General features: G+C 67.5%; 18 protein-coding genes. 12 read left to right on the forward strand and 6 right to left on the reverse strand.

The window, feature by feature from the left end:
• Positions 1-17 precede the first annotated feature (17 nt).
• The 7 genes from ON04_RS09655 (at position 18) to ON04_RS09680 (ending at position 5386) form a co-directional block, all read left to right on the forward strand.
• Entirely contained in the window at positions 18-818 is an 801-nt protein-coding gene (locus tag ON04_RS09655; protein ID WP_010541408.1) for an LOG family protein, read from the forward strand.
• The gene (locus tag ON04_RS09660; protein ID WP_010541409.1) at positions 818-1372 is read left to right on the forward strand and encodes an LOG family protein; all 555 of its coding nucleotides are present in this window, start codon (positions 818-820) and stop codon (positions 1370-1372) included. The genes ON04_RS09655 and ON04_RS09660 overlap by 1 nt, the downstream gene beginning before the upstream one ends.
• A 68-nt stretch (positions 1373-1440) precedes the next feature.
• The gene (gene folP / locus ON04_RS09665; protein WP_081477163.1) at positions 1441-2253 is read left to right on the forward strand and encodes a dihydropteroate synthase; all 813 of its coding nucleotides are present in this window, start codon (positions 1441-1443) and stop codon (positions 2251-2253) included.
• A gap of 73 nt (positions 2254-2326) precedes the next feature.
• Positions 2327-2677, forward strand: a complete 351-nt coding sequence (locus ON04_RS09670; protein WP_010541411.1) for a DivIVA domain-containing protein — start codon at positions 2327-2329, stop codon at positions 2675-2677.
• Between the two features lie 90 nt (positions 2678-2767).
• The gene (locus tag ON04_RS16250; RefSeq protein WP_010541412.1) at positions 2768-2935 is read left to right on the forward strand and encodes a DUF3117 domain-containing protein; all 168 of its coding nucleotides are present in this window, start codon (positions 2768-2770) and stop codon (positions 2933-2935) included.
• Positions 2936-3011: 76 nt separating this feature from the next.
• Entirely contained in the window at positions 3012-4484 is a 1473-nt protein-coding gene (locus tag ON04_RS09675; protein WP_010541413.1) for a leucyl aminopeptidase family protein, read from the forward strand.
• Complete coding sequence (locus tag ON04_RS09680) at positions 4481-5386, forward strand: putative RNA methyltransferase (RefSeq protein WP_238529291.1); 906 nt, start codon at positions 4481-4483, stop codon at positions 5384-5386. The genes ON04_RS09675 and ON04_RS09680 overlap by 4 nt, the downstream gene beginning before the upstream one ends.
• On the opposite strand, the gene glgA is transcribed toward ON04_RS09680, so the two are convergent.
• Positions 5375-6541: a glycogen synthase gene (glgA, locus tag ON04_RS09685; RefSeq protein ID WP_010541415.1), complete on the reverse strand. Its 1167-nt coding sequence runs from the start codon at positions 6539-6541 to the stop codon at positions 5375-5377. The two genes, ON04_RS09680 and glgA, sit on opposite strands and share 12 nt — an antisense overlap.
• Before the next feature lie 143 nt (positions 6542-6684).
• Between glgA and glgC the strand changes: the two genes are divergently transcribed.
• A complete protein-coding gene (glgC, locus tag ON04_RS09690; RefSeq protein WP_029458158.1) occupies positions 6685-7911 on the forward strand; it encodes a glucose-1-phosphate adenylyltransferase in 1227 nt (408 codons plus the stop codon).
• Between the two features lie 8 nt (positions 7912-7919).
• On the opposite strand, the gene ON04_RS09695 is transcribed toward glgC, so the two are convergent.
• Positions 7920-8528 carry an O-methyltransferase gene (locus ON04_RS09695; protein ID WP_010541417.1) on the reverse strand — a complete coding sequence of 203 codons (609 nt, stop codon included), beginning with the start codon at positions 8526-8528 and terminating at the stop codon, positions 7920-7922.
• A 205-nt stretch (positions 8529-8733) separates the two neighbouring features.
• Here ON04_RS09695 and sigE point away from each other — a divergent pair, with 205 nt between their 5' ends.
• The 4 genes from sigE to tatB all read left to right on the forward strand — a co-directional run bounded on the left by sigE (position 8734) and on the right by tatB (position 11976).
• Entirely contained in the window at positions 8734-9357 is a 624-nt protein-coding gene (sigE, locus tag ON04_RS09700; protein WP_010541418.1) for an RNA polymerase sigma factor SigE, read from the forward strand.
• A 95-nt stretch (positions 9358-9452) separates the two neighbouring features.
• Positions 9453-9872, forward strand: coding sequence for an anti-sigma factor family protein (locus ON04_RS09705; protein WP_141564752.1), 420 nt, complete (start codon positions 9453-9455; stop codon positions 9870-9872).
• Between the two features lie 28 nt (positions 9873-9900).
• A complete protein-coding gene (locus ON04_RS09710) occupies positions 9901-11400 on the forward strand; it encodes a S1C family serine protease (protein WP_010541420.1) in 1500 nt (499 codons plus the stop codon).
• Between the two features lie 75 nt (positions 11401-11475).
• Positions 11476-11976, forward strand: coding sequence for a Sec-independent protein translocase protein TatB (gene tatB, locus ON04_RS09715; RefSeq protein WP_010541421.1), 501 nt, complete (start codon positions 11476-11478; stop codon positions 11974-11976).
• A gap of 66 nt (positions 11977-12042) precedes the next feature.
• Here the strand turns inward: tatB and ON04_RS09720 are convergent, their stop codons facing one another.
• From ON04_RS09720 to ON04_RS09735, 4 genes are all read right to left on the reverse strand, one after another.
• Positions 12043-13182, reverse strand: a complete 1140-nt coding sequence (locus ON04_RS09720; RefSeq protein ID WP_010541422.1) for an Mrp/NBP35 family ATP-binding protein — start codon at positions 13180-13182, stop codon at positions 12043-12045.
• Between the two features lie 39 nt (positions 13183-13221).
• A complete protein-coding gene (locus ON04_RS09725; RefSeq protein WP_010541423.1) occupies positions 13222-14205 on the reverse strand; it encodes a lytic transglycosylase domain-containing protein in 984 nt (327 codons plus the stop codon).
• Positions 14206-14446: 241 nt separating this feature from the next.
• On the reverse strand, positions 14447-14998 hold the full coding sequence (locus tag ON04_RS09730; RefSeq protein ID WP_010541424.1) for a DUF1003 domain-containing protein: 552 nt from the start codon (positions 14996-14998) through the stop codon (positions 14447-14449).
• Positions 14995-16308 (reverse strand): magnesium transporter MgtE N-terminal domain-containing protein, encoded by a 1314-nt coding sequence (locus ON04_RS09735; RefSeq protein WP_010541425.1) that lies wholly within the window; start codon positions 16306-16308, stop codon positions 14995-14997. The genes ON04_RS09730 and ON04_RS09735 overlap by 4 nt, the downstream gene beginning before the upstream one ends.
• Positions 16309-16317 lie beyond the last annotated feature (9 nt).

A 16317-nucleotide genomic window follows, 5' to 3' on the forward strand; every position in this document is an offset into this window, starting at 1 on the left:
AAGGAGACACCCGGCACATGGCATCCACTGACCAGGTACACATGCGAGGCCCGGTCCTCGTCCGTCGCGCTAAGGGCGGCGAGCGCACCACGACGGACCAGCGACTGCTGGACCACGACCAGGACACGGACTGGCTGCACACCGACCCCTGGCGGGTCCTGCGGATCCAGAGCGAGTTCGTCAACGGCTTCGGCGCACTCGCCGAGCTGCCCGACGCCGTGAGCGTGTTCGGCTCCGCGCGTACCAGGCCCGGCGATCCTGCCTACGAGCAGGCGGTCGAACTGGGAAGGGCCCTCACGGAGGCCGGTTACGCGGTGGTAACCGGTGGCGGTCCGGGGCAGATGGAGGCGGCGAACAAGGGTGCATGGGAGGCCAACGGGCTGTCCGTGGGGCTCGGCATCGAGTTGCCCATGGAGCAGAGCGTGAACCGATGGGTGGAACTCGGCCTGCACTTCCGCTACTTCTTTGTGCGCAAGACGATGTTCGTCAAGTACACGCAGGCCTTCGTCTGCACCCCGGGCGGCTTCGGCACCCTCGACGAGTTCTTCGAGGCCATCACGCTGGTGCAAACCGACAAGATCACAAGGTTCCCGATCGTTCTGCTGGGGGTGGACTTCTGGTCGCCGCTGGTCGAGTGGATCCGCGGGACGCTCGCCGAACAGGGGATGATCTCCGCCTCCGACCTGGACCTGATGATGGTCACCGACTCGGTTCCTGAGGCCGTGGAGTACATCCGCCGGGCTCATAACCGGGCCGCGGTGACGACCGAACAGCGCGAGGATCAGTTCGGCGTGGAACACCGGGGGATCGAGCGCTGATGTCGCCGCTTCCGGGCCGGAGGGTCTGCGTCTACTGTGCCTCCTCGACCTACGATCCCGAGCTGCTGGACATCGCCACGGCGGTAGGAGACGGTATCGCCCGACGTGGCTGGTCACTGGTCTCCGGGGGCGGAAACGTCTCGATGATGGGTGCGCTCGCCGAGGCCGCACGATCGGGCGGAGCGAGGACCGTGGGCGTGATCCCGGAGGGGCTTCGGGTTCGCGAGGTCGCGGACACCGGGTCTGACGAGCTGGTGGTGGTGACCTCCATGCGCGAACGTAAGCGGGAGATGGAGGAGCGGTCGGATGCGTTCCTCACGCTGCCCGGCGGCATCGGCACGATGGAGGAGATGTTCGAAGTCTGGACCGCGGCGTCATTGGGCTTCCATCACAAACCCGTGGTGCTCTACGACCCGATCGGTTTCTATCGGCCGCTGTTGGACTGGGTGAACAGTCTGGCGGAGGCTGGCCTGGTCAAACAGGAGGCACTTGCGTGCCTGGTGGTACAGGACGATCTCGAGGCCGCACTCGACGCCTGTGGAGGACGACGGTGAGTAGACGAGCTGTGCCGCCGCTGCCGACGCTCTGCGGTCGACCGGTTCCTGTCGAACGACCGCTGGTGATGGCGATCGTCAACCGCACCCCTGACTCGTTCTACGACCGTGGTGCCACCTTTACGGACACCGCCGCGATGCGCAGGGTCGACGAGGTCGTGGCTGGTGGTGCCGACATCGTCGACATCGGTGGGGTCAAAGCCGGACCGGGCGACCTCGTCGACGCTGAAGCCGAGACCCGCCGTGTGGTGCCATTCGTGGAGGCGGTTCGTGGTCGTTATCCGGGTGTCGTTATTTCGGTCGACACCTGGCGTGGAGACGTGGCGCGACGCGCGTTGGCGGCGGGAGCAGACCTCGTCAACGACACCTGGGCCGGACACGATCCCGGGGTTCTGGAAGCGGCGGGGGAGGTCGGTGCGGGCTTCGTCTGCTCGCACACCGGGGGCGCGGTTCCGAGAACCCGTCCCTATCGGGTTGGGTACGAGGACGTGGTCCGCGACGTGGTCGATGAGTTGTCGGCGGCCGCGGAGCGTGCTCTGGCCGCAGGAGTTCCGGCCGACGGGGTCCTGGTGGACCCGACCCACGATTTCGGCAAGAACACTTTCCATGGGTTGGAGTTGCTCCGCCGGATGGACGAGGTCGTCGCGGTGGGTCACCCGGTTCTCATGGCGCTGAGCAACAAAGACTTCATCGGCGAGACTCTGGATGCGGACGTCGACCACCGTTCGGAGGGCACCCTCGCGGCGACCTCGGTGGCGGCGCTGCACGGTGCGCGGGTGTTCCGGACGCATGACGTGCCGGGGACCCTGCGGGCGCTGGAGATGATCGCATCGATCGTGGGGACGCGCCCACCTGCGCGGACGATCCGTGGACTGGCGTGACCGCGACGATCGGTCCGACCGGCGTGTGCCAAACTGGAGCTTCGGTTGGCAGTAGGGAATAGGGGCGCGCGGAATGCTCACAGTCATCGTCTACGTGGTGGTCACTCTGGTTGTGGCAGCCGCGTTATTCGCCCTGTCCGTGGTGGTCTTCGGCCGTTCGGAGGTGTTGCCGACCGTGGCGACCGGCCACACTGTCACGCATCTTCCCGAGGGGCCCCTGGCGGGCGAGGACCTGCGCGAGGTGCGCTTCGGAATGTCGGCCCGGGGGTACACGATGTCCGAGGTCGACTGGACGCTGGAACATGCGGCGGCGGAGATAGACCGTCTCCGCGCGCGGCTCGAAGAGGCCGGGATCGAGCCCGGGGCGTCCCACGGGCTGGACGTCGGACCCGCTCCGGCATCCCACGCCGCATCAACGCGCTAGAATTGGGTACATCCACTCAGCAGTACCGTCGTGGCTCGGAGGTCCTCACCGGACGCCGCCCCGCGGACAAAGACGAAGGGAATCGACCCGATGGCGGCTATGAAGCCCAGGACCGGTGACGGACCGATGGAAGCGGCCAAGGAGGGCCGCGGGATCGTCATGCGAGTCCCTCTGGAGGGTGGCGGACGACTTGTCGTCGAGCTGACCCCCGACGAGGCGAAGTCGCTCAGCGAGGAGCTCTCGCAGGCCACCTCTTGATCGATCGCTCCACCGTTGCCGGCGCATCCGACCCTAGTGGCGGGTGCGCCGTCTCATGTCCTCGTAAGGTGTTCTGATGTCAGCCATCCCCAGTCGTTCGCTGCCCACCGTCAGCGTGGTGTCCGGCCCCGCGACGGTCGACTCCCTGTCCGTTGTCGTCCGGTCCGCCGAGCCGGGTAGGCCGCCACGTGGGCTGGCGGCAGAGGCGAGGGTTGACGTTCATGACGGTCACCCCGTGATCGAGGTGGAGCTGGACGAGACCGTGCCGCGTGCTGGTTGGGCAGGTGCGGTCGACCATGGGCTGGGGCACCGCCGCGCGGGTGCGGCGCTGGCCCGCCATCTCCGCGATTCCCGCCGGGCGCAGTCGGTTGAGGTGACGGTGCCGGATGTGGTCCCGCTCGATCGCGTGGGGGATCTCGTCCTGGGCTACCTCCTGGGCGCCCGGGGGCAGGACGTGTATGCTGCGCAGCCGTCTCCGCCCGCACCCGATCTCGTGGTGCGCACAGTTTCCGAGATAGGAAGTGACGACGACGAGGACGCGGTCGCCCGTGCCGTCGCGGTCGCCGTGAAATCCGCTGAGGCCACGTCTCTGGCCCGCGATCTCGCCGGGGCCCCGTCCGACCTGAAGACTCCGGAATGGCTGGTGGCCCGGATGTCCGAGGTGTTGGTCGCGGCAGGGATGCAGACGACCGTGATCGACGGCGAGGAGTTAGTCACCGGCGGCTTCGGCGGCGTCCTCGCCGTGGGCGGCGGCTCGGATAACGCCCCCCGAGTCCTGGTGGCGCGCCGCCCGGGCTCCGGGCCCCGGGTGTTGCTGGTGGGCAAGGGCATCACGTTCGACACCGGCGGGATCTCGGTTAAGCCCGCAGAGGGCATGCATCTCATGCGGACCGACATGGCGGGGTCGGCGGCGGTAGCGGCGGCCGCGGCCACGTTCTGCTCCAACCCCACCGGCGCGCACGAGGATCTGGACCTGACCGTCGTGGTTCCCTCTGCGGAGAACATGCTCTCGGGGTCTGCTTATCGCCCCGGAGACGTGGTGACGCATGTCGACGGGACGACGTCCGAGATCACCAACACGGACGCGGAGGGGCGGATGGTCCTTGCGGACGCGTTGGCCCACGGCATCGAGGTGTGTGATCCGGAGGTCGTGGTGGACGTGGCCACCCTCACTGGCGCGATGAAGGTCGCACTGGGCATGCGTACCGGTGCCGTGATGGCGACTGACGATGACCTCGCGGACCGTGTCGCCCTGGCGGGTGCGACGTCGGGGGAGCGGTGGTGGCGTCTTCCGCTGCCCGAGGATCTGCGCCCGGCCGTCCGGTCGGACATCGCCGATATTCATCAGGCGCCCAAGGGGCCCGGTGCCATCACCGCTGCGCTATTCCTCGAGAAGTTCGTGGGGGGCCGTCCCTGGGCTCACCTCGACATCGCGGGGCCGGCCCGGTCGCCGGAAGAGATCGACGAGGTCGGTCCCGTCGCCACCGGGTTCGCGACGCGCACGCTGCTCGGTCTGCTGAGGGACCTGGCGGAGCGGCCCAGGTCGTGAGTGCCTCACCGGAGGCGCTGGATCGACTCGTACCGCTTCTGGAGTGCCCACACTGTGGTCGTGGTGTGGAGGCGGTCGACACCGGGGTGGTGTGCGGCAGCGGGCATTCGTTCGACCGGGCGCGGCAGGGCTATCTCACCCTGTTCGGCCCCCGCGGTCGTCGTTTTTCCGGTGACACAGCTGAGCAGCTGGCAGCCCGCGACCGGGTACTCAGGGCAGGCCTGTTCGACGAACTCGCCGAGGCACTCGCCGACGCCGCTGTCGATGGCACTGGTTTTCACGCGGCGACCGCGCGGGCCGATCACCCTGCTGCAGTGCTGCTGGAAGCGGGTGCGGGGACCGGTTTTTACCTCGACCGGGTCGTCGAAGCGGTCAGCGCGGCCCAGCAGTCACCCGATCGGGTCCTCGGGGTCGGTACCGAGATTTCTGTGGCGGCGGCCCGTCGCCTCGCCAAGGCAAACTCGCTCGTCGCCGCGGTGGTTGCGGACACCTGGGACCGGGTGCCTCTCGGGACGGGCTCCGTGGATGTGCTCCAGGTGGTTTTCGCGCCGCGGAACACCGCTGAGTTCGCGCGTGTCCTGCGCCCGGGCGGGACGCTGGTCATCGCGGTGCCTGGCGAGGGGCATCTGGAACCACTGCGCACGCGCGCGGGAATGCTCAGACCGGCGGCCGATAAGGGCGAGCGTCTGGACGCCGACCTGGCGGAGGCGTTCGAACCTATCCGGGTTCGTCGCGTCGATTCGACCGCAGCGGTTCCCACCTCGATAGCGGTGGACCTGGCGCTGATGGGGCCGAGCGGGCTCCACCTCGACCGCGCAGAGCTCGAACGTCACCTCGGCCCGGGGGAGTCACCGGTGCGATTACACGTGGAGGTGCGGTCCTACCGGGCTCTACAACAGTGAGGCGTACAACTGGTGGGTCTGCTCGGCGATCGCCTGCCACGAGAACCTGGTCCGGGCCCGGTCGGCGCCCGCCCGCCCGAAATGTGCGGCCTTGTCCGGGTCAGAGATCAGCTCGTTGACTGCGGCCGCGATCCCGGCCTCAAACGCCTCGGTGTCCGCCTCGTCATAGTGGACGAGGGTGCCCGTCTCACCGTCAACAACCACCTCGGGGATTCCTCCGACATCGGATGCCACCACGGCGGTGTCACACGCCATCGCCTCGAGGTTCACGATTCCCAGCGGCTCGTACACCGAGGGGCAGGCGAAGACTGTCACGGCGGAGAGGACCTCGATGACCTGGTGGCGCGGCAACATGTCACGTAGCCAGAACACCCCGTCCCGGCCTTCGCGGAGTTCCTCCACGAGCCCTTCCATCTCGGCGCCGATCTCGGGGGTGTCCGGTGCCCCTGCGCAGAGCACCAGCTGGGTGTCGGGGTGGAAATCGCGAGCTGCCCGGACCAGGTGGGGCACACCCTTTTGACGCGTGATGCGGCCGACAAACGCCACGATCGGTCGGTCGGGGTCCACACCGTGCTTCCGGAGAATGGAGTCCTCGGCCGTGAACGGCTCGACCGGGGACCACGCCGCGGTGTCGATTCCGTTGAGGATCACGTGGATACGGTCCGGTTCGATCTCGGGATAGACGCGCAGGATCTCCTCCTTCATCCGCGCGCTCACCGCCACGACGGCGTCGGCGTGGGCGAACGCGTTGCGCTCGGACCAAGAGGACACGCGGTAGCCACCGCCGAGTTGTTCGGCCTTCCATGGCCGACTCGGCTCGAGCGAGTGTGCGGACACCACATGGGGGATCCCGTAGAGCTCGCCCGCCAGGTGTCCGGCCAGCCCCGAGTACCAGGTGTGTGAGTGGACGATGTCCGCGCCGTCGGCCGCGACCGACATGCGTAGGCCAGCCGACAACGTCTGGATGGCAGGGTTGGCGTCCGGGCCCAGCTCTGGGTCGGGACGGAAGGCCCGTGCGGTGTCGCGGTCCGCACCCATGCACAGCACGTCGACCTCACACAGGGACCGTAGGTTCGCGACCAGCTCGGTCACATGGACTCCCGCCCCGCCGTACACCTCAGGCGGGTACTCCCTCGTCATCATCGCTACTCGCACACCGGTCAACCTAGTCGCTTCGTGCTCCGCTCGTGGTCTGCCGGATGGACTACAGGTCGTTCTGGGGTGGATGCCGGGCATAAGCGGGGGGAAAGCACGCGATGACCGGTGGTTGTGAGGCGGAAGTCGTTACGGTGGGTGGTGTGAGGAATCAGCCGCACGTCCTAGCAATCGTTCTCGCCGGGGGCGAGGGCAAGCGTCTCTTCCCGCTCACGGCGGACCGCGCCAAACCCGCGGTGCCGTTCGGAGGGTCGTACCGGCTCATCGACTTCGTGCTCAGCAACCTCGTCAACGCCGGGTTCATGCGCGTCTGCGTGCTCACCCAGTACAAGTCGCACTCCCTCGACCGCCACATCTCGCAGGTGTGGCACATGAGTGGAATGGGCGGCGAGTACATCGCGCCGGTCCCGGCGCAGCAGAGGCTCGGGCCCCGGTGGTACACGGGCTCGGCGGATGCGATCCTGCAGTCTCTAAACCTCGTCCACGACGAGGATCCGGAGTACATCGCCGTCTTCGGCGCGGACCACGTGTATCGGATGGACCCCCGGCAGATGCTCGACCACCACATCGCCAGTGGTGCCGCGGTGACGGTGGCCGGTATCCGGGTGCCGCGCAGCGAAGCGTTCGCGTTCGGTTGCATCGACGCCACGGACGACGATCTGATCCGCGGCTGGGTGGAGAAGCCGTCCGACCCGCCGGGCACCCCGGACGACCCCGATGCCACTTTCGCGTCGATGGGCAATTACATCTTCACCACCCAGGCACTCGTCGATGCGCTCAAGGCGGACGCCGAGCAGCCGGATTCCACCCACGATATGGGCGGCGACATCATCCCGGCATTGGTCGAGCAGCGCCGCGCCTATGTCTACGACTTCGCGCGGAACCGTGTTCCCGGCGAGACGGACCGTGACCGTGGGTACTGGCGGGACGTGGGGACGATAGACGCGTTCTACGACGCCCACATGGACCTAGTCTCCGTGCACCCGGTGTTCAATCTGTACAACTACATGTGGCCGATCCGGACGCAGCAGGACAATCTGCCGCCCGCAAAATTCGTTCGTGGCGGCACGTCACAGGAGTCGATGGTAGGCGCCGGGACGATCATCTCGGCGGCCACCGTGCGCAATTCGGTGATCTCCAACAACGTCGTGGTCGAGGACGGCGCCGTGGTGGAGGGCAGTGTTCTCATGCCAGGGTGCCGTATCGGACGTGGAGCCGTGGTCCGCAAGGCGATAATCGACAAGAACTGTCACATCGGCGACGGCGACCTGATCGGCGTGGACCACGAGCGGGATCGACAGCGGTTCCCGGTGAGCGCTGGTGGTGTGGTGAGTGTCGGCAAGAACACCGTGACCTCGTTACCGGGCTAGGGCAACCGTCAGAGGGTGACCACGGTGAGGCCGGAGCCCACGGGCAGCACCGTCACGTGGGCGTGATCGGGGAGATCCGAATCTTCGGGTAGCGGAGCATGTTCGCCCATGAGCACCAGTGCCCCGCCAGAGCGCAGCAACTGGTGGGCCCGGGAGACGACCCGGGGCACCGAATGATCAGGGACATCCGCCACAACGAGGTCGTACGCCCCGTCCGCGAGTTTGTCCGCGACCTCGAGCGGGCGAGCCGCGATGTAGCGGGCGGACGACGAAGGGTGTCCCGCGGCGCGCAATGCTGACCTGGCGGCGTCCAGATGGTGGGGATCGTCGGTGATGCAAGTGACGACCGCGCCGGCGCCGGGCCCCGCCGCCGCGAGGATCGCCAGTGCCGGAACGCCGGGAGCGGGGGAGATGCACACCGCCGCGCGGGCCCCGTTCAATCGCGCGATGAGTCGGATCGCCTCGGCGGTCAGGGGATCAGGGGACGGGGCCCCCAGTTCGTCGGCTTCCGCACGTGCAGAGGCGTAGAGGGAGTCGTCGACCAACTCGGCGCTACGGCGGGCGAGTGCGTCGACCCCGGGGCCGTCGGAGGCGGGAACGTCAATGGAATCGGACACCCGAGCAGCGTATCTCCGAGCGCGCGTGGACGGCGGGCAACGCGCGGTGATCGGATCGGTATAAGACTCTCAGGGCGATCTCAGTGCAGGTATACCGTGAGGACAGCTCGATAGGGGAGGGTGGGTAGACATCGCGCCACAAGGGTGCGGTGGACACTGCGCGGCCCACCGGCGACGGAACCGCGCCGGGAGGCGGCGGCAGCGCATGTATTCACGAACCGTGCACGACACGACGATCGCCCGCGCCGACGGCAGCGATGAGGCCGTGGGGACCGCGCGATTCGACGCCTCGGGCAAGGCCGCTGATATGCCCTCGTGGTCCGACCTCGTAGCCCAGCACGGTGACAGGGTGTACCGACTGGCCTTCCGGCTGTGCGGCAACGCGCACGACGCTGAGGACATCACCCAGGAGGCGTTCATACGGGTGTTCAGGTCCCTCGACAAGTACCGCCCGGGCACGTTCGAGGGCTGGATGCATCGCATCGTGACCAACCTGTTCCTGGACATGGCCCGCCGCCGTTCGCGCATCAGGTTCGAGGCACTGCCCGACGATGCCGAACGCGTGCCCGGTCGTGAACGAAGTCCAGAGCAGGTCCTGGCGGAGGAGTCGTTCGACCCGATCCTGCAGACGGCACTCGACAATCTTTCGCCCGAGTTCCGCGCCGCCGTGGTCCTCAGCGACATCGAAGACCTCAGCTACGAGGACGTCGGGCGCATCCTCGGCATCAAGATGGGGACCGTGCGCAGTCGTATACACCGTGGTCGCGCCGCACTACGGGCAGAGTTGGAGTCGGCTGGCGTCAAGGACGTGCACAGCGGTCTCTACTGACCGCCAGACGTGCGGGAACCACCCGGACGACTCGGACGTTGATCCATCTGACAGGGATCGTCGACGATCCGTCGAGTGGCGACAAGGGGGCGACGATGGACCGGCGCGGCTCCGAGGACGGGACCCCACACGACTACCGGCTTTCCAGAAGTTCCGCCCGGGAGGTCGCCCACCGCACGGGGGTCACGCGTGACAGGCCGGATTTCTTGTCGACCGACCACCTGTCGACCGAGGCGGCTGCCGCTTACGTCGACCGACGGTTGCCGAGCGCCGGACAGCTCCGAGCGGATGCGCACCTTGCACGGTGTCCGCAGTGCCGATGTGAGGTGGCGGGCCAGCGCGAGGCCCGCCACGTACTCCGCGACTCCGGTCCCATCCAGATGCCCAGAGAACTGCTCGAGCGGCTTCGATCACTCGAGGACACCCCTGGGGCCGAGTCCGCTCGACCCCCGGCGAGCGCGCCTGAGTCCCCGTGGACGCGGCTCTTACGCCGGCTCCGGCACCGCGGCCGTTAAGGTGGGCCGGGTGGAGGAGCAGACTAGCGTGTCCGGAGCAGCAGGGCCTGAGCCGGAACCAGATCGGCCGTTGCGCGAACCGGCTCCGATCCATCGCCCGGCAGTGTCCGACTCCGACGTCGCCGGGTTCTCCCGACCAGCAGGGATCGAGGGGGGCTTCGACCCGCAACACACGGCCGGAGATGCGGTCACTGCCCGCTCGCTAATCGCTCCAGCCGATCCCGCGCTGGCCCAGGCGTTCGGTCCCACGCCGGGTGCCATCGGCCCGATTGAACGACATCCGTCCTGGCAGGACGAGGTCCACGAGTCCGTTCCGCCCCCGCCGGACCCCTGGCGCGACCCGCAGGCTCCCGTCAGAATTGGTGCCCCCGCGGTAGAGGCCGCCCACGACCCGGGCCCGGTGGATATTTCTGGTGCTGACCAACCCCCGGCGCCACGACTCTCGCTCTCGGAGGCGCTGTTCGAGCGCAGACTGAGCAGGCGGGCCCTGGCCGGGGCTGTTGCTGCCGTCGCCGTCGTCGCCCTTGTGGGCGGTGCCATCGGCGCGGTCGTGGCTGACAGCGCCCGTGTACTCACCACCTCCACGGTGCGCATCGCCGACGCTCCGGAAAACGCCATACGTCCGGGCAACGCGGTCGGTGAGGTCGCGACCCGTGTGCAGCCCGCAGTGGTCAACATCCAGGTATCCACCCCTTCCGCACGGGGTGAGGGCTCCGGAATCGTGATCGACCCCCGCGGCTATATCGTGACCAACAACCACGTCGTGACCCTTGAGGGGGCGGCGGATCGCGCCGACATCGACGTCATATTCCCCGACGGCTCGAGAGCCTCCGCCGAAATGGTCGGGGGAGACCCCGCGACCGACCTCGCCGTGTTGAAAGTCGAGGATGTACAGAACCTGACGGTCGCCACGCTCGGCAACTCCGACGACGTCCAGGTGGGCGAGCAGGTCATCGCGATCGGCTCACCGCTCGGACTCGCTCGGACCGTCACCGAAGGCATCGTCTCCGCCACGCACCGTCCGATCGCCCTCGGCGAAGCCACATCTGACGGTGACGTGGTAATCGATGCGATCCAGACCGACGCCGCGATCAACCCGGGGAACTCGGGCGGCCCGCTCATCGATGCCAACGGAGCTGTCATCGGGATCAACACCTCGATCTTCACTCAGTCGGGAGGATCGATCGGCCTCGGATTCGCGATCCCCGTCAACGACGTCCGCGACATCGCCACATCCCTCATGACCGGGGGCAGTCGTGAGCACGCCACCATCGGCGTCAACGCCCGTAAGGCGGACAACGGTGCGGTTGAAGGTGCGGAGATCGTGAACGTGCGCGAGGGCTCCCCCGCGAAGGAAGCGGGCCTGCGTGAGGGTGACGTGGTGACGAAGGTGGGCGAACGACAGGTCAGGTCCTCCGACGAGCTCGTGGTGGCTGTCAGGCGCGCTGGCGCGGACACCGAGGTACCGGTCGAGGTTATCCGTGACGGCACCAGGGTCGAGCTCGAGGTCCGGCCCACGCTCGAGTGACGTCCTGGCGGGCGAACGACATCGTGGACACGTCCGGGTCCCGCGCCGGGGCGCGACGACGTATCCTTGAGATCGATGTTCACTAACGTGGGTTGGTCCGAGCTGCTGGTTCTCGGTGTCATCGCGCTCGTGGTCCTGGGACCCGAGCGCCTCCCCGAGGCCGCCCGCTGGCTCGCCTCCGCAATCCGCAAGGTCAAGCAGTTCGCGAGTAACGCTCAACAGCAGCTCCAGGACGACTACGGAACCGACTTCGACGAGTTTCGGGAACCCCTCAAGCAGCTCAATGAGCTACGCGGATTGAACCCGCGCGCGATGGTGACCAAGCACTTGTTGGACGGCGACGATTCGTTGTTCACCGGAAGTTTTGGAGCCGCCGCACCTGCGGGTGGCGCTGCGGCAGGTGGAGTCGCCGCCGCCGAATCAGCGAGAACAGGGTCCGCGTCCACCGATCCGCGCGGCTCCGCCGACCCGCGCCGCTCGACAGCTCCGCCCGCGGCAGCTGGCCCCGCCGCCAGCCAATCCCCACCCCCGGCGTCCCCCGGGGCGCCGCCGGTCTGGGATATCGACGCGACCTGACAGAAGGTTTCACCGGGATGACGAAGACCGGCCGGGATTCAGCTTCCGGCCGGTCTTCCTCGACTCTCAGAGGTGACGCGTGGTGTCGATCCCGAGGTTCATGCCCGCCAGTCCGCGTGGGCGAACGGCAAGACCATCGGCGATCTCGCGGAACGCGCGGCCGGACGGGGAATCCGGTTCCGCCAGGACGATCGGCGTGCCCTCATCTCCGAACTCCCGCACCGATTGCTCGAGCGGCACCTGGCCGAGGAGCTTGACCGGAGCACCGACCGACCGCGAGAGGTTGGCCGCGACCTCGGCACCGCCGCCGGAACCGAAGACATCCATTCGCGTGCCGTCGGGCAGTTCAAGCCACGACATGTTCTCGATGACACCGGCGATCCGCTGACGTGTCTGCAGTGCGATCGAGCCGGCACGCTCGGCCACCTCGGCGGCCGCCTGCTGAGGCGTGGTCACCACGAGAATCTCGGCCGAGGGGATGAGCTGGGCTATCGAAATCGCCACGTCGCCTGTGCCGGGGGGCAGGTCCATGAGCAGAACGTCGAGGTCGCCCCAGTACACGTCCGCGAGGAACTGCTGGAGGGCTCGGTGCAACATGGGGCCACGCCAGACCACCGGGGTGTTGCCCTTGGTGAACTGGGCGATCGAGATGACCTTCACGTCATGCGCTATCGGGGGCAGGATCATCTGTTCGACCTGGGTCGGGCGCGCGTCCGTCCCGAGCATCCGCGGAATCGAGTGCCCGTAGATGTCCGCATCGAGCACACCCACGGACAGTCCCCGCGAGGCGAGGGATGTGGCGAGATTGACCGTGGCGGTCGACTTGCCCACGCCGCCCTTGCCCGACGCGACGGCGTAGACGCGGGTGAGATTGCCGGGCTGTGCGAACGGGATGACGGGTTCGGCGGCGTCTCCGCGAAGATGCTTGCGCAGCTCGGTACGTTGCTCGTCGTTCATCACGTCGAGTTCCACCGCGACCTCGCCCACTCCGGGGACGTCGGACACCGCGGAACGAACGCGGTCGGTGATGGTCTCTCGCATCGGACATGCGGCGACGGTCAGATAGATGCCGATGTCGACCCGGCCTGTCGCCGAGTCCACCTCGACACCCTTGACCATGCCGAGTTCCGTGAGCGGCTTGTTGATCTCCGGGTCGTCAACCTTGGCCAGAGCGGCGCGGATCGATTCTTCGCTGGGTGCACTCATGATAAGTCGAGTCTAGGCGTCGGGTTCTGGCGCGATGATTCAGGCTGGTGGCGGAACACAGAACGGCGGGATACACGGAAGTTCGATCACCGGTAGCCCCGGAGGCGGAGGCGGGGGTGAGGCCGGAGCGGTCTCGGTGGGCCTTTCCGCCGGATGGACGGGTTCCGGTGGGGGCGACGGGGCCGGAGGCGGCGTGTTCACGTGTTCTGCCTCGGTACAGCCCGGTACCGGCGGGGCCGGCTCGCCCGGGGTGCCCGGTGCGGGGGCAGCGGTCGGCGCGCCCTCCCAGCCCTCGGGGCACTTCTCGGGGGCCTCCGGCGGCTCGATGGTCGGCTCCGGCTGGTGGATCGCCGGCAGGTCCGACGGCAGCGGGAACGAGTTGATCGCGTATCCATGGGCCCACGCGTTGACGTTGGCCACGTACGCCAGCGAGTTGTTGTAAGCCAGGATTGCGCGTGTCCGCGCTGCGGGGTCGGCCATGGAACCGCCTTGATCGCACAACAGGGTTGCTGCGGAGAGGGCTCCGTCGTAGATGTTGTTGGGGTCTGCGAGACCGTCGTCGTTCCCATCGCGACCGAGCAGGGCCCAGGTCGACGGGATGAACTGAACAGGTCCCACCGCGCGATCGAACTTGTCGTCGCCGTCAAATCGACCGCCGTCGGTATCGGTGATGACGGCCGTGCCCTTCAATGAACCATCCAGACGGGGGCCGACGATCCGCCCGATGGTGTTTCCGTGCACGTCGAACTGTCCCCGCCCCTGATTGGACTCGACCTGCCCGATCCCCGCGAGGACGGTCCAGTCCATCTCACAGACCGGGTTCTCGGCGTTTAGTCGGTCGGCCGCGCGGTGGTAGGCGTCGAGTGCGATGCCGGGGATGCCCAGCGGCCCATCCGGAATCGTCGCGGGCACAATGTGGGCCGCGCCGGGATCCTTCTCGAGCTTCCCTGGCCCGGGGACCTCGGGTTTGTCGAACTCCTTCGACTTCTCCGGGTCCGGCGCCGGATAGGGCGACTCGGTCACCGTAGGTACGCCCGGCGATGATTCCGCTAATGGGGTGATATTCGGCGTAGACGGCCGGCTGTGGTCCACGTTGAGACCGACGGCCGCGAGCACCGCAATAGCACTCGCAGTGACTGCTGCACTGGTGAGCACACGACGATTAGCGTTCCGCGCTACATTGCGCAAGACTTTCCCCCCTACGACTTCACGGACGGTACCGCGGGCATGGCGTGTCCGGGTGTCGCTTCCGTAGTGACTGAGGCTACTCCCGGTTCCTGCCGACTGAATCGGTTTTCGGGGCTTCAGTGTTACCACCGTCACTACCGAGGCCCGCGAGCATGGTCTCGATCCGATCGACGGCGTCGCGCATATCGTCGAGTTCACGGCGTAGGTAGTCGCGCGTCACGGTCTCGCCGACGGATAGTCGGACGGACGCCAGCTCCCGTGCCAGGAACTCGGTATCGGCCTTGGTCTGCGTCGCACGTAGCCGGTCTTCCCTCACCGACGCCTTGTCACGATCCTCCTGCCGGTTCTGCGCGAGCAGGATCAGGGGGGCGGCGTAGGCCGCCTGGGTGGAGAACGCCAGATTGAGCAGGATGAACGGATAGGGGTCAAACCGGAGCGCGACCACGACCACGTTGATGATGATCCAGACGATCACCACGAGCGTCTGGATCACCAGGTACATGCCGGTGCCGAAGAACCGCGCCACGGCCTCGCTGTACCGGCCCACCGCGTCGCGGTCGAAGCTGATGCGGGGCCGCCGAGAGGTGACAGGTGTCGACAGGGACGAACGGGGGGTGGATTCGTTCACGGGCGGGCCTCCCTGTCGTCGTGCAGGTCCATGTCGCGCCAGTCCTCGGGTAAGAGATGGTCGAGCAGGTCGTCGACCGCCACCGCTCCGAGGAGGTGCCCCTCGTCGTCGACCACGGGGCCGCAGACGAGGTTGTAGGTGGCGAAGAACCTGGTGACAGCGTCCACCGAATCGGTGGGGCGAAGGGTGGACAGGCTGGTGTCCACGGTCTCGGCAACCATCATCGACGGCAGTTCCCGCAGCAGCGCCTGAATGTGCACACATCCCAGGTACTTCCCGGTCGGCGTAGCGGTCGGGGATCGGACCACAAACACGAGGCTGGCCAGCGCGGGACTGAGGTCCGGATTCCGGCAGTGAGCCAGCGCCTCCGCCACGGTCGTCTGCGGAGAGAGGATGATCGGCTCCGGCGTCATGAGACCGCCGGCGGTGTCCGCGTCGAAGGTGAGTAGTCGTCGGACGGGCGCGGAGTCCTCCGGATTCATCCGCTCCAGATACGACTCCGCGTCCTTCTCCGGAAGTTCGCCCAGGAGGTCAGCGACGTCGTCGGGATCCATCGCTTCCAGGACATCCGTGGCTCGCTCGAGTTCCAACCTGGTGACGATCTCGGTCTGTTCGTCGTGGGGCATCTCCTGGAGGATGTCTGCCAGTCGCTCGTCATCCAGGGTCCGGGCGACCTCGAGCCGTCGCACCTCGGGAAGTTCACGCAGGGCGTGTGCCACGTCAGCCGGGCGGAGATCTGCGTACTGTTCGACGAGGCTCTCCGCCCCGTGGTCGGGCGTTCCGATCGCGTCGTCGTCCAGTCCCCGGATGCGGACCCACGGTTGGATAGACACCGGCCCGCGACGACCGAGCGAGGAGCGGCCCCGACGGGACCGGACCGCCACCCTGGAGACCAACCAATCACGCGACCGCTGCCGTTCGATCTCCACGTCGACCACCTGGTAACGGGCAGCTCTGTCGACGGGGCGGGGCGAGGACGGGCCCACGGCGTCGTGGTCGACTCCGATAATCGAGTCGACCAACGCGCCGAGGACCAGGTTCTCGCCGGGTCGCGATTGAAATCTGTGGAGGTTGATCGTGCCGGAGACGAGTGACACCGACCGTGGATCGATCGACGCCACTCGCAACATGGGCACGAAGATCCGACGTCGCGTGGGCATCTCAACCACAAGGCCGATGACCCTTGGTTGCTTGTGCTGGGACCGCATCGTCACCACGACATCTCGAATCCGTCCGATTTCATCCCCGTCAGGGCCGATCACGGGGAGTCCGGCTAGCCTGGCGACGAAGGCCTTGTTGAGGTTCGCCATGCCGACCAG

Source organism: Dietzia alimentaria 72, assembly GCF_000226215.1.
Taxonomy (GTDB): Bacteria; Actinomycetota; Actinomycetes; order Mycobacteriales; family Mycobacteriaceae; genus Dietzia; species Dietzia alimentaria.